Source organism: Affinirhizobium capsici (assembly GCF_977018625.1).
This window is the reverse complement of record NZ_CDRNXD010000004.1, coordinates 674054-687952: the sequence shown is the minus strand read 5'-3', so window position 1 is coordinate 687952 and position 13899 is coordinate 674054. Positions and strand designations below refer to the sequence as shown.

Genomic DNA, 13899 nt, shown 5'->3' with positions numbered 1-13899 from the left:
AAATCCGCGTCCGGCTACAACAGTGTCAAAATTCCGGAAATCCGCGTCCGGCTACAATTGATTTTAAACGAAATGGTGGGCCCGGAGGGACTCGAACCCCCAACCAAGCGGTTATGAGCCGCCGGCTCTAACCATTGAGCTACAGGCCCAACCTCCTGAACGGAGGCAAGAGAGGCGCAATGGTTCGCCTGTCTTCGCGAAGGGCTGTAACGTAATTTCTCTTCCGCTTCAAGCGCCGCCGTATTGGCTTCACAATCTACAGGCAGCTATGCCCAACGGGTTGCAATGCCCAGGGGCGAAATGCCCATCTACATGCAAATGCCAATAGGCGGAGGAAGCTCAATGCTCATATCAGTTATCCGTTCATCCAAAGTCTCGCTCTCCGCTTTCTTGCTTTCGGCAAGTCTCCTCACCCCGGCAACCAGTTTTGCCCAGGCTCCGCCACCGCCGCCTCATGCACAGCCGCGCTCTATCGATGTGAACGGCGAAGGAACGGCGATGGTGGCGCCGGATATGGCGGTGGTTTCGCTCTCCGTTACGCGTGTTGCCGACACCGCAGCTGATGCTCTTGCACAAAATAACGAGGCCATGCGGGGCGTTCTGGATGCCGTGAAGGCCGATGGCGTTGCTGAGCGCGATGTGCAAACGGGTGAGTTCTCCATCTTCCCTCGCTACAGTGACCCGCAGACGAACCAGAAGGATGGCAACACCCAGCCTCAGATCAACGGCTATCAGGTGACGAATTCCCTCACAGTTCGCGTTCGAGATCTGGCAAAGCTCGGCGGCCTGATCGACAAATCAGTGAAGCTCGGCGTGAACCAAGGCGGCCAGATAACATTCACCAACCACGATCCAAAGGCGGCCCTGCAAGATGCGCGGCGCAAGGCGGTGACAGATGCCATGGAGAAAGCAAAAACGCTGGCGGAAGCGGCTGGCGTGGCTCTGGGTCCAATTCTAACCATTCAGGAGAATAATCTTCAGCCGCAACCTGTGCCCATGATGCGCATGGCGATGGCGAAGGAGGCCGATAGCGTGCCTCTGGCTGGCGGCGAGAACACCTACACGGTGGTCGTCAACATGCGATTCGACATCAAGCCTTGATGTCTCGGGAATAAACTCAGACTCATTCACGCAAAAAGACCGCCGCCGAATTCGGATGTCTCCGGTTCGGCGGCGGTCCTTGTCCTACCTCGGGCGAAGGAGGTGGAGGATCGAAATGTTAGCGACGCACAACCGGGCAGCCGCGAACATTGGCGAACACGATGCGGTCACGTCCACCACGGTCGAAGCCGCCAACCACGACGACACGACGATTGACGTCAATTACACGTGCGCGACGAAGGCCCATGCGCGACGCCTTTTCTTCAGCCAGCCAAGGCGCACAACGATCACGATCGCGGCCGCGGTCGGGACCGCCCCAGCGATGATCTTCACGATATTGAACTTGAACACGTACATCATCAAAGGCTGAAGCGCTGGCGAGCGGCGCAATGGCTGCTGTTGCAGCGACGGCCAGAGCAAGACCAGCTTTTGCAAGAAACGTCGTCATGGGTAGTCCCTCAAATTCGTAGGTTTGCCGATATGGCGATGACACGATTTAGGGGAGTTTTGCTGAACGACCACAAAATAGGTTATTCAGAATAGATTCATGTTTGCATATGTCAGCTCGACAGATGAAGCACGATCTGGCGTTGATGCGCTCTCTCCCGGTGCTCGAAAAGATAGAGGCCCTGCCAGGTGCCAAGCGCAAGCCGTCCGCCCACAACGGGAATGCCGAGGGATACCTGCGTCAAGGCAGACTTTATATGCGCGGGCATATCATCCGGCCCCTCAGTCGTGTGAATCATCCAGCGCATTGATGGGTCATTGCTTGGCGGCACCAGCCTTGAAAAGAAGTTCTTCAGGTCGGTCTGCACATCCGGGTCAGCGTTTTCCTGAATGATGAGCGAGCACGAGGTGTGCCGCACAAAGACGGTCAGCAAGCCGGTCTCAATGTCTGACTGACTTACGAAAGCTTCCGCTCTATCCGTGAACTCGTAGAGCCCCTGCCCCCGCGTTGTCATCGTCAGCATTTGTTGCGGCATGTCAGATCCTTTCTCAGTGCAGAGGAAACCGTCGTTCCGCCCATTCGCTTTTCGGCACCTGCTTGCCTACCGTGTAGCTAAACTTGGTAACCTTGGTTGCCTTTCCATCCACCTCACAGCGAAAGCTGATATCGTACCAGAGACCGGAAGCGCGGAAAGCTGCCAGCCCCACGTCCATGACATTGCCCTGGCTCAGGCGGATGTTCGGCAGATACTCGGCAGCATAGCGTGGGCTGTTATGCTTCAATTGCTCACGCAGCTCGGTGGCACATAACTGGGACGCCCGCTGCTCCCTCGGCACGCCAGCCATGGCCATCATAGCAATCATCTCGCCAGATGCTGCCGTGGAATAAATCTTCTTCGCCTCGCGCAGGGTGGGCGCGGATGGGCTTTCCTTGCTGTCAGCCTCCTTCGCTTGATCCGGTTTCGGCGGTGGAGGCTTGGGAGTTGGAACGGCCGCAAGCTCCCCTTGGCCACCCTGCCCTTCCTGTGCCACTTCCGGCAAGGCAATATCCGGCTCTGGCAGCTTAGCCTGTTCTTCAGGCCGCTCTTCCGGCTTCATTTCAGGTGGTGGGGTCGCTTGCGCCTGCTGAGCCTCTGGCTCGGCTTCCGGCGGCGTCTGTTCGGCAGGTTCAGGCTTGGGCGCACCGGTTTCTGCGCCGTCACCCTCTGGCGTTTTTTCCTGGCCCGCATCTTTTTCGCCAAATTGAAAGGCGGGTTTAAGCACAGGCGTTTCCATTTTTGGAGCCTCAGGCTTTTCAGGCTCAGGCTTTTGCTCCGCAGGCGGCGGGGGTGGAGGCGGCGGTGGCTCCTCCTGCTTCGGCTCCTCCTGTTTCGGCTCTGGCGGCTTTTCTGGTGGCGGCACGACTTCGACTGAAATCGATTCCTCCTCCGGCTTGGGCAGTTGCCACTGCGGCAGGCCAAAGATCAAAAGCGCAAGCACGACAGCGTGAAGCGCGACCGAGATGGTTGCAACTTTGGTAAACCGCAACGTGCGCGGCGGTGCCTCTCCAGGCTCTGCTTGCGAAAGCTCAGGCTCATCCTGCATGGCTCACATGTAGGCGTAAAGGCACGCCGGATCGAGAGGGCGAGACCATCAAATCACAACGACATGAAAAAACCCGGCGGAATTTCTTCCGCCGGGTTTCTAAACGATTCACTGGACAGCTCTTAGCTATCCAGGAAGCTGCGCAGTTTGCGGCTGCGGCTTGGATGCTTCAGTTTGCGAAGCGCTTTCGCTTCGATCTGGCGAATACGCTCGCGGGTCACTGAGAACTGCTGGCCAACTTCTTCCAAAGTGTGGTCCGTGTTCATGCCGATGCCGAAACGCATGCGCAGAACGCGTTCCTCGCGCGGCGTCAGCGAAGCCAGAACGCGGGTGGTCGTTTCGCGAAGGTTGGCCTGAATGGCTGCATCGATTGGCAGCAGCGCATTCTTGTCTTCGATGAAATCGCCCAGGTGCGAATCTTCTTCGTCGCCCACTGGCGTTTCGAGGGAGATCGGCTCCTTTGCAATCTTCAGAACCTTGCGCACCTTTTCCAGCGGCATGGCCAGCTTTTCGGCCAGTTCTTCCGGCGTCGGTTCGCGACCAATTTCATGCAGCATCTGGCGCGATGTACGAACGATCTTGTTGATCGTTTCGATCATGTGCACCGGAATACGGATCGTACGGGCCTGGTCAGCAATCGAGCGGGTGATCGCCTGCCTGATCCACCAAGTCGCATAGGTCGAGAACTTATAGCCGCGGCGATATTCGAACTTATCAACCGCCTTCATGAGGCCGATATTGCCTTCCTGAATCAAATCCAGGAACTGAAGGCCGCGGTTCGTATACTTCTTGGCAATGGAAATGACGAGGCGAAGGTTTGCTTCGACCATCTCCTTCTTGGCGATGCGCGCTTCGCGCTCACCCTTCTGGACCATGTGCACGATACGTCGGAATTCAGAGATCGAAATCCCGGTTTCCGTCGCAAGGTTCTGGATCTCCTGACGGATTTCCCGGATCGTATTGTTTTCCGACTTGGCAAATTCCTTCCAACCACGCGCTGAGAGGTTGGAGATGGATTTCATCCAGTGTGGATCGAGTTCAGCGCCCTGGTACTGCTCCAGGAAGCTTTCACGCTTCACGCCGTAGGATTCGGCCAGACGCAACAGGCGGCCTTCGTTCTGAACGAGGCGCTTGTTGATGTCGTAAAGCTGCTCGACGAGACTGTCGATGCGGTTCTGGTTCAGTGACAGCGACTTGACCGCCGTGATCAACTGATCCTTCAATTCCTTGTAGCGACGCTCCTGGCCCGAAGACAGTGTACCTGTGCAGGACAAACGCGCTTCAACCTGCTGATCCTGAAGCTTGCGCAGCTTCTTGTAGGTATCGGCAATCAGATCGAGCGTTTCCATGACCTGCGGGCGCAGTTCCGCTTCCATGGCAGCAAGAGACAGGCTCGACTCATCGTCGTCCTCCTCTTCCTCTTCCGGCATCGGCATATCGCCGCCGACATTGGTGATGTCGTCGTCATTGGCCGAACGGGAGCGGCGGGTCTTTTCTTTCTCTTCAGCAGCCTTGCGGTCTGCCTCGATCTTTTCCGGGCTCTGGAACTGCGGGGCAGCCTTGGCTTCCGGACCGGAATAGGTCGTTTCGAGATCAATGATCTCGCGAAGCAAAGTCGTGCCTTCGTTCAACTCGTCACGCCAGATGATCAGAGCCTGGAAGGTCAGCGGGCTCTCACAGAGGCCTGCGATCATCGTCTCGCGGCCAGCCTCGATGCGCTTGGCAATCGCAATTTCGCCTTCGCGCGACAGAAGCTCGACCGAGCCCATTTCGCGCAAGTACATGCGAACGGGATCGTCCGTACGGTCAGTCGGCTCTTTTTTCTTGGCGGTCGCGACAGCCGTTCCGGTCGTCGTTGTCAGCTCGCCGCTTTCGCTCTCGTTATCGTCATCGCTGTCTTCTTCGGCAGACTGCTCTTCAGCTTCGTCTTCCTCGACAACATTGATGCCCATGTCGGAGAGCATGGCCATGGTGTCTTCGATCTGTTCCGAAGTCACTTCCTCGGAAGGCAGGACCGCGTTCAGCTCATCCATGGTCACATAGCCGCGCTTCTTCGCGAGCTTGATCATTTTTTTGACCGCGTCATCGGAAAGATCGAGAAGCGGACCGTCGCTCGCGCCGTCGCGTTCGTTTTCAGCTTCTTCGTTTTCTTTGACTTTTGTTGCCATGTATTCGTCTTTCCTTGGACGTCATTCGCGGCGTTTCGCCTTATCGCCGCCCGCAACGCCAGCTGGGCAGCGCTACGAATCGCACCAGAACACGTACCGGGTGGACAATTAATTCCCGATTAACCAACGCGGTCTTCTGCTACATACACCGAGATAACGTGGCGACAAGAGCGCACATTATCCCATTGTTGATGAGCATCGTCCCGCCTATCAATGCATAGGACGGTGATTCCCACAATTTTCCTCCCCGTCAAGCCTTTATCAGGGCTTCGCCGCGTTAAAAGTGGAAAAAGCGTCGGATAGCTGTGTTTCCTCAACAACCGCAGCTGACGCTTAAGTGGTGATGAATTTTCATATGGCAAGACCTGAATTTCGGGCAAAATGCCCTGTTTTGTAGGCTTTTCATTTTCCGTGCCCCACAGCCGCGCCCTTCACGCGACCCGACATCACGCCAAATCCATCAATAATCGCCTCCTGATTCTCCATTCTCGCGATTTCTAGTTGTACCTCTGATAGGGCTCTGAGCAAAGGTTCGATACTTGTCTCATCCCCCGCCTCCGTGGCAGCAGCGATTTCTCGCTCCAGCTCCATCTTTTCGAAACGAAGCGCTTTCGTACGTTTATGAAGAGAAAGCGCCTGCCGGTAGCCTTCCCGCGCGTCCTCAGGGGCCGCCTTATCCGTTGCGATCCACAGTCTGGCATTGCGCACCTGTTGATCCAGCATGGCAACCAGCGAGGCAAAACCTTGGACCTCAAGCCGTTCCATAAGGTATTCACGGGAAAGAAGTGGGCCGGCAGTTGCCGCAACGGGCAGCATGGCTGCCCAGAAGCGCTGCAAATCCTTGTTTTCGAAATCAATGGCGGCAATTTCATCATATTCATCCAGCAGCAGTTGTGGATGATTGACGATGGTGATGGCAAGAACCACTTCGCGAAGTGCCGGAAGTTCCTGGTAACCGCGCACGAGGCCCGAACGTGCCAACCGATCTGAAATGTTCAAGCCCCGTGACGAGGCATTGGGGCCTGATGATTGACCGAAACGATCTCCGCTCCCGCCTTGACGACGACCCTGTTGCTTGCCGCCCCGCGTCGTAAAGCCATTGCCACCGCCATATTGCGGGCGGAAGAGAGCATTCAGCCTGTCGCGCATCTCCTGCTGATAAAGGCGTCGCACGCTTTCATCCGCAATCACGTTGGTGATCTGTTTCAGCCGCGCCTCAAGCTCTGCCTTTTTTTCCGGCGTATCGAAACTGGCCGAGCCGGCTTCACGCATCCAGAGGAGGTCTGAAAGAGGCTTTGCCTGCGCCAGCACCCTATCAAACGGCTCCCTTCCCTCCTGACGGACCAGATCGTCCGGGTCCTTACCATCCGGCAGGAGCGCGAAATTGACAGACTTTCCCGGTTTCAAATGCGGAAGCGCCAGATCCGCTGCGCGATGGGCAGCGCGAATACCTGCGCCATCGCCATCGAAGCACAGAACGGGCACCGGCGTCATACGCCACAGAAGTTCAAGCTGATTTTCCGTCAGAGCGGTGCCAAGCGGTGCAACGGCATTTTCCACACCCGCCTGATGCAGCGCGATGACATCCATATAGCCTTCGACGGCAATGATGACACCCTGCTCCCCTTGGCCTCGCGCCCCCGTTTGGGCCGCACGACGGGCACGGGTGAAGTTGTAAAGAACATTTCCTTTGTGAAAAAGCTCTGTCTCATTGGAGTTGAGGTACTTCGCTGGAGCATCGGGCGACATGGCACGGCCCCCAAAGGCGATGACCTTTTCCCGCGAAGACAGGATGGGGAACATGATGCGATCACGAAAGCGGTCATAGGAGACGGCAATGCCTTCGCCATGAACCACCAGACCGCAGGCCTCGATCTGATCTTTTGGAATTCCTTTTGAGGCCAAATGCTCCTTCAATGCATTTCGGCTCTCCGGCGCATAACCCAGCCGAAAGGTTTCAATCGTCCGGGCCGTCAGGCCGCGGTCGCGCAGGTAAGCCCTTGCCTTTGCACCGACGGCACTTTGCAATTGATCCTGAAAAAAGCGGGTCGCCATTTCCATGACATCGATAAGGGTGGCGCGTTCCTTTTCCCGCTTTTCAGCCTGCACATCCGGCTGCGGCATGGCGATGCCCGCCATATCTGCAATGGTCTGAACTGATTCGGGGAAACTCATCCCCTCCAGTTCTTGTAGAAAGCGGAAATGGTCGCCCGAAACGCCACAGCCGAAGCAGTGGTAACGGCCTTTCCGGTCCTCACAATGAAAGCTTGGGCTTTTCTCGCCATGAAAAGGGCAGCAAGCCCAGTAATCCCCGCGGGCCACATTGGTCTTCTTGCGATCCCACGTCGCACGCCGCGCCACAACGGCCGAAATTGGCACGCGGTCGCGTATCTCGTCGAGAAAAGTGGGGGAAAAGCGCATGGGGGAGCTGAAGACCTCTTTATCGATCACACAATATAAGGTGCCAAGGCTTGAGACGCCAGCAGCGATGAGGCGAGCGGAGCAGCAGCCCCCGCAATCCACAAGCACGCTAAGGAAGATTCCGGCTAACCAGAGACTTCTGGCTCAGCTTGTGACGAATTTAAGGCACGCAGGAAGTGTCAAAAATTATGTTTTTGTAATTTGATTATCGTCACTAATCGGGATTTTCTGCACCTGTCTTCTCGACGTCCCACTCTCCATCGGGAAGGCGCGACAATCGAAGGCGATAGCAGCCCCCCGCTCCCTCGCCTTCCCAGCAGCGGTTAATCCCTAAGCCGCTCGCGCATGTCCAGGCACAAAGAGGCAGGGTAACCCCCAAAACCCTGCCTCGCTTGCCTTGAAATTCAAGACCTCCAAGTCAAAGGGGCTGGCGCCGCGAACCGGTACCAGCCCCTTATTCATGTTGACTGACTTGAGGTTACTTCAACAGGTCCTTCACAAAGCCGGAAGCCTTACCAAAATCCATTTGTCCGGCATAACGTTCGCGCAAAGCGGCAATGACCTTGCCCATATCGCGCATGCCTTCCGCCCCGATTTCCGCAATCACGGCCTTGGCTGCGGCGAGAACTTCTTCATCGGACATCTGAGCTGGCATGAAAGAACGGATGACTTCGATTTCCTCGCGCTCCTGCTGCGCAAGCTCTGCGCGACCGCCATCTTCATACATCTTGGCGGATTCTTCGCGCTGCTTGATCAGCTTCTGCAGGATTTGCAGGATGTCCTCATCGCTGGCTTCATCCTTGCCGACGCCACGATTGGCGATATCGCGAGATTTGATTTCGCTCTGAACCATGCGGATCGTGGAAAGGCGACGGCTATCCTTCGCCTTCATGGCTTCTTTCATGGCATTTGTCAGTGTATCGCGCATCATCGTTCATCTCCTTGAGCGGGCCAATCGACAGCTAACCCCGCCGTCTCGTTGGGTCTCTGATAGACTAGCGCCCAATGGCAATCAATTCGCCGCACAAATAGTTCTATGGAGACTGTTCAAATCGGCATGGAATGGCGTATCGCGTCATTGACCTTGGCAATACCTTACTTTATTTTCCGGCACTCGCACGACAATTGCACTTTAAAGCGAGGCGCGACCTTCCGCGCGCCCTTTTCTGCGACCATAGATGGCCCCATGGCTCTGTTGCGAAACGCGACCGGGCAACGGGCGGAGACAAACTGATATGACTCAAACTGCACCCTGGACGACCCGTAAGCCCACGGCTCTGCTCGTTCTCGCCGATGGGACGGTTATCGAAGGCGTCGGGATCGGCGCGACAGGCAAGGTGACTGCGGAAGTCTGCTTTAACACAGCACTGACCGGTTACCAGGAAATCCTGACTGATCCTTCCTACCTCGGCCAGATCGTTACGTTTACATTCCCCCACATCGGCAATATCGGCACCAATGACGAAGATGTCGAAGACCTGACGCCTGCGGCACGTCGCGGCGCAGTGGGCACCATCTTCAAGGCTGATATTACCGAACCGTCCAATTATCGCGCTGCCAAGCACCTGAATGATTGGTTGGCCTCTCGCGGTATCATCGGCCTGTCAGGCGTCGATACCCGCGCCCTTACCGCCTGGATTCGCGAACATGGCGCGCCAAACGCCATCATTGCGCATGATCCAAACGGCGTATTCGATATCGAGGCGCTGAAGGCCGAAGCACGCAGCTGGAGCGGTCTTCTTGGTCTTGATCTTGCCAAGGAAGCAACGTCTGGGCAGTCTTCGCAATGGGGCCAAAAGCCTTGGGTATGGAATGAAGGCTTTGAAGATCTGAAGCCGGAAGACGCCAAATACCACATTGTTTGCGTGGATTATGGTGTGAAGCGCAATATCCTGCGCCTCTTTGCCGGGTTGGACTGCAAGGTGACGGTTGTACCTGCCAGCACCTCTGCGGAAGATATCATGGCACTCAAGCCAGATGGCGTGTTCCTCTCCAACGGTCCTGGCGATCCTGCCGCAACCGGCAAATATGCTGTTCCTGTTATTCAGCAGATCGTCGAGACCGACACGCCGACTTTCGGTATCTGCCTCGGCCACCAGATGTTGGGCCTCGCTCTCGGCGCAACGACAGAGAAAATGCATCAGGGCCACCATGGCGCGAACCACCCGGTGAAGGATTACACAACCGGCAAGGTGGAAATCGTGTCCATGAACCACGGCTTTGCTATCGACTCCAAGTCGCTACCAGCCAATGTGGAAGAAACGCACGTCTCGTTGTTCGATGGCAGCAATTGCGGCCTGCGTCTCAGCGGCAAGCCGGTCTTCTCGGTACAGCATCACCCGGAAGCTTCGCCCGGACCACAGGATAGCCACTATCTGTTCCGCCGCTTCATCAACATGGTACGCGAGCGCAAGGGCGAACCAGCACTTGCCGAGCGTTGATCGCTGATTGATAAATTGAAAATGGCCCGCTTCGTGCGGGCCATTTTCATTGAATGAAAGAAATCATCCCCAGCGGTTCAACAATATTTTGAACCGAACGCACAGCATGATGGCCGCCGCCGACAGGCCTGTTACGAAGCCGATCCAAACGCCCGGACCGCGCCATTCCAGCGGGAATGCAAAAACCCAGGCAAACACGAAGCCGATAGGCCAATAGGCAATCAAGGCAAGGATCATGGGAACCTGCGTATCCTTCAGCCCACGCAGCAAACCTGCTGCCACAGCCTGAAGCCCATCGAATAGCTGGAAGGCACCCGCCAGCATGATGAGCGGCACGGCAAGCGCCAGAACATTTTGCGAATCCGGCAGGCTCGTATCCAGAAACAGACGCCCGAGCGCGCCTGGCATGAGCGCAAACATGGTGCTGCCGATCATCGAAAAACCAAGCCCCACAATTAGAACTGTCGCGGCTGCCCGCTTCACGCCTAAATGATCGCCAGCACCAAAGGCAAGCCCCACGCGCACAGTGGCCACCTGGGCAAGCCCCAAGGGCACCATAAAGGCAATGGAAGCCAGTTGAAGAGCTATGCCATGGGCTGCAAGTTCCAGCTTACCCAGCATGCCCATCAGCAAGGACGCGGCCGTAAACAAGCCCGCTTCGGCCAAAATGGTGAAACCGATTGGCAGACCGACGGTAAAGATCTCACGGAAAGCGCTCCAGTCCGGCCTCCAGAAGCGGACGAAAATTTCGTAGCCTCGCATCTCCTTGCGGCTTTCAATGTAGGCGATCAACAAACCAAGCCCGATAAGGTTGGCGCTCAATGAGGCTATGGCTGCGCCATTCAATCCAAGCTTCGGCATTCCGAAGTTACCGAAGATCAGGCCATAATCCACGAGTGCGTTAAAGGCGAACATGCCGAGCGTGACATAAAGAACGATGCTCGCACGCTGCAATGCACTGACGAAAGAACGCAAAACCATAATCAGGAGCGCCGGAAAAATACCCCATTGTAAAATGCGCAGATAAGATTGCGCCAAGGCGGCAACATCGGGTGCTTGTCCCAGTTTGAGCAGCACGGTCTGGGAAAAGAACAGAATGGGAGCCGTGACGATACCGTAAGCAATGACCACCCACATGCCCATGCGGACAGAACGGCGAGCCTGCTTCTGATCCCCTCGCCCAACAGCCTGTGCCACGAGCGGAACAACGGCGTTGGAAAATCCACTGCCAAAAATGAAGACAACGAAAAACATCTGGCTTGCAAGGACAACAGCGGCGAGCTCGGTTGTGCCAAGCCAGCCCACCATCACCACATCGGTGGTGTTGATGGCCATCTGCGCCAGTTGCGCACCGACGAGCGGAATACCAAGGCCAATCGTGGATTTCACATGGGAGCCCCACGAATTGTTCGATATCGACGCTGCCTGCGTTGATGCAAAGACGGTGGACATGACCATGCTCCGGAAAAGAAAACGGCCGCTGCACGGAAAAAGGGCAGTCGGCCGCATCAAGCACTACTGAACGCTTCCCCTTTAGGCAAGTTATATGAGCAACATAGAAGATTTATTGATAGAACCCGTCACAGCGGGCAATGTCTTAAAGCTGCTGATAGTTAGGTGAGAAGGTGTCGCAAGCCTTCATCTTGCCACTGGTGAAGCCAGTGCGAAACCATTTGACGCGCTGCGCCGAGGTGCCATGGTTGAAGCTGTCCGGCACGACATAGCCCTGAGAACGCTTCTGCAACGTGTCATCGCCAATCTGCTGGGCGGCATTGAGCGCCTCCTCCAGATCGCCCTGCTCCAGAATGCCTTTCTGATCCGTGTATTTACCCCAGACACCGGCAAAGCAATCCGCCTGCAGCTCAACGCGCACGGACATGCGGTTGGCATCTGCCTCACTCATGCCCTGACGCATCTGGTTGAAGCGCGGCAAAACACCAATCAGGTTCTGTACATGGTGGCCCACTTCATGCGCAATGACATAGGCTTCAGCGAAATCCCCGGACGCTCCGAGCTGACCGGAAAGCTGCTGGAAGAAATTCGTATCAAGATACACCTTGCGGTCGCCCGGACAGTAGAACGGACCTGTGGCGGCTGAGGCCATGCCACAAGCCGAATCGATCCGGCCAGAAAAGAGAACGAGCTTCGGCTCTTGATACTGGCCACCAGTCTGTTGAAAAATCCGGTTCCAGGTGTCTTCCGTATCTGCAAGGACGGTGCTGACGAAGGCTTTCATCTCGTCATCGCGGGCAGAAGGCTGGCTCTGTTGCTGGCGGGTCGTCGTCCCATCACCGCCGCTGATATCGCCGCCGGAAAGCAACGTCAGCGGGTTAATGCCCAGCATGAAGCAAACGATGACAATAAAGATCAGGCCGCCAATACCGATACCGCCACCGCGCCCGCCGCCGCCAATCGGAATGCGAAAACCCGGACCGGAGCCAAATCCACCACCGCTGCCGCGACGATCCTCAATATTGTCCGACTGTTCGCGACCGCGCCATCTCATGTCAGCTACCCTCTCGCTATGTGGCCACCGCCTGCAACGCGGCACCCGGCTCCGCAGTTCCCGAAAGAGAAAACAGCCATTTCATCAGCCCATGAATGAGCATAACGACAACGATTGCGGCATATCCATCGATAGCATAGTGCCAGGCGAGATAAACAGAGCTTGCCAGCACGAAGAGCATATAGACAACAGCAACAGCGCCCCATTTTCGCGAATGCTCTAAAAGATAAAGTGCATTCATGGTGATAAGGCCGACATGCACGCTGGGAAAGGCGGCGATGCCGCCACCCATGCCGGTTGTGCCCAGGCTTTGCAATTGCCACAGATAGGCTTGATAGAGACTGGCGGAATGAGCGCCCCGACTTTGCGCCAGAAAAGCGATCTGATCGGCAAAACGCGCAAAATCACCCGTTATGAACCCATAAAATGCTGGACCTGCGGAGAGCGATAGCCCCGCCAGCACATTTCCCAGAACCACCCAAACGATCATGAATTCCAGCATATAGCGGCTGCGTTTGCTCGCCTCTCGCAAGCAAGTCGCAACATAGAATAGTGTGCCAAAACAGATGAGGAACCACACTGCATTATAATTGAGTTCGACCACGCTTCGAACCACGGCGCTTTGGCCGTAGGCGTAGAGAATGCGCCATGGATCGATCCCGAAATGCAGCTTTCGGTCAATCTCGGCATAGAAGAGATCGCCTTGGAAGCCGCCATCGAAAACCAGAAGAAGGTTCTTGATGCCTGTGAACGATGCTTGAAAAACGACCATCAGATTGACAAGCAGGATGCCCGCAAACAGGTTTGCCCATTGCCGAGGCGCAAAAATGCGGCGGAAGGCCAGCCTTCGCCGGTAATCGAAGCGGTGAACCACGTAGCAGAACTGCAAGCCGAACAACGCTATAGGCATTACGATTGTAAAGCACCAAAGCCAGGTCGGCAGATAAATGGCGTAAGAGAGTTTATCCCTCTGCCCTGTCGCGCTGGCGAGGAGAAGCGCAAACAGCCCGTAGCCAAGAATGAACGCGTAAATCCAGCGGTCCGATTTAAGCCGCCGCAACAGAATGTAAGCAACCTCATGTATCAGCAATGACATAGATTAATCTCACAACCAACACATTCAATAATCAATCAATGGAGGTATAAGGCCGGGGAAAAACGGATAAAGTGTTAAGATTGCGAATGCAGCTGGGGATCACATCCATCTGGCCAAAATTTCAAAAGATTTGGG

At 55.9% G+C, this 13899-nt stretch carries 11 protein-coding genes and 1 tRNA gene; 2 read left to right on the top strand and 10 right to left on the bottom strand.

What is annotated here, in order from left to right:
* Positions 1 to 73: 73 nt before the first annotated feature.
* Positions 74 to 149 (bottom strand) — tRNA-Ile (locus AC0JZ1_RS06665).
* Between the two features lie 193 nt (positions 150 to 342).
* Between AC0JZ1_RS06665 and AC0JZ1_RS06660 the strand changes: the two genes are divergently transcribed.
* Positions 343 to 1101: an SIMPL domain-containing protein gene (locus AC0JZ1_RS06660; protein WP_471881630.1), complete on the top strand. Its 759-nt coding sequence runs from the start codon at positions 343 to 345 to the stop codon at positions 1099 to 1101.
* A 118-nt stretch (positions 1102 to 1219) separates the two neighbouring features.
* Here the strand turns inward: AC0JZ1_RS06660 and AC0JZ1_RS06655 are convergent, their stop codons facing one another.
* From AC0JZ1_RS06655 to AC0JZ1_RS06630, 6 genes are all read right to left on the bottom strand, one after another.
* Positions 1220 to 1549 (bottom strand): hypothetical protein, encoded by a 330-nt coding sequence (locus tag AC0JZ1_RS06655; protein ID WP_471881629.1) that lies wholly within the window; start codon positions 1547 to 1549, stop codon positions 1220 to 1222.
* A gap of 112 nt (positions 1550 to 1661) precedes the next feature.
* Positions 1662 to 2084 carry a secondary thiamine-phosphate synthase enzyme YjbQ gene (locus AC0JZ1_RS06650; protein WP_471881628.1) on the bottom strand — a complete coding sequence of 141 codons (423 nt, stop codon included), beginning with the start codon at positions 2082 to 2084 and terminating at the stop codon, positions 1662 to 1664.
* Positions 2085 to 2097: 13 nt separating this feature from the next.
* A complete protein-coding gene (locus tag AC0JZ1_RS06645) occupies positions 2098 to 3132 on the bottom strand; it encodes a DUF930 domain-containing protein (RefSeq protein ID WP_471881627.1) in 1035 nt (344 codons plus the stop codon).
* Positions 3133 to 3254: 122 nt separating this feature from the next.
* Positions 3255 to 5300, bottom strand: a complete 2046-nt coding sequence (gene rpoD / locus AC0JZ1_RS06640; RefSeq protein WP_471881626.1) for an RNA polymerase sigma factor RpoD — start codon at positions 5298 to 5300, stop codon at positions 3255 to 3257.
* Positions 5301 to 5702: 402 nt separating this feature from the next.
* Positions 5703 to 7721 (bottom strand): DNA primase, encoded by a 2019-nt coding sequence (gene dnaG, locus AC0JZ1_RS06635; RefSeq protein ID WP_471881625.1) that lies wholly within the window; start codon positions 7719 to 7721, stop codon positions 5703 to 5705.
* A gap of 478 nt (positions 7722 to 8199) precedes the next feature.
* Positions 8200 to 8652: a GatB/YqeY domain-containing protein gene (locus AC0JZ1_RS06630; RefSeq protein WP_471881624.1), complete on the bottom strand. Its 453-nt coding sequence runs from the start codon at positions 8650 to 8652 to the stop codon at positions 8200 to 8202.
* 304 nt (positions 8653 to 8956) lie between these two features.
* Here AC0JZ1_RS06630 and carA point away from each other — a divergent pair, with 304 nt between their 5' ends.
* Positions 8957 to 10162 carry a glutamine-hydrolyzing carbamoyl-phosphate synthase small subunit gene (gene carA / locus AC0JZ1_RS06625; RefSeq protein ID WP_471881623.1) on the top strand — a complete coding sequence of 402 codons (1206 nt, stop codon included), beginning with the start codon at positions 8957 to 8959 and terminating at the stop codon, positions 10160 to 10162.
* Between the two features lie 63 nt (positions 10163 to 10225).
* Here the strand turns inward: carA and AC0JZ1_RS06620 are convergent, their stop codons facing one another.
* The 3 genes from AC0JZ1_RS06620 to AC0JZ1_RS06610 all read right to left on the bottom strand — a co-directional run bounded on the left by AC0JZ1_RS06620 (position 10226) and on the right by AC0JZ1_RS06610 (position 13764).
* On the bottom strand, positions 10226 to 11614 hold the full coding sequence (locus tag AC0JZ1_RS06620) for an MATE family efflux transporter (protein ID WP_471881622.1): 1389 nt from the start codon (positions 11612 to 11614) through the stop codon (positions 10226 to 10228).
* A gap of 145 nt (positions 11615 to 11759) precedes the next feature.
* Entirely contained in the window at positions 11760 to 12668 is a 909-nt protein-coding gene (ypfJ, locus tag AC0JZ1_RS06615) for a KPN_02809 family neutral zinc metallopeptidase (protein ID WP_471881621.1), read from the bottom strand.
* Positions 12669 to 12684: 16 nt separating this feature from the next.
* Positions 12685 to 13764, bottom strand: coding sequence for a phosphatase PAP2 family protein (locus AC0JZ1_RS06610; protein ID WP_471881620.1), 1080 nt, complete (start codon positions 13762 to 13764; stop codon positions 12685 to 12687).
* Positions 13765 to 13899 lie beyond the last annotated feature (135 nt).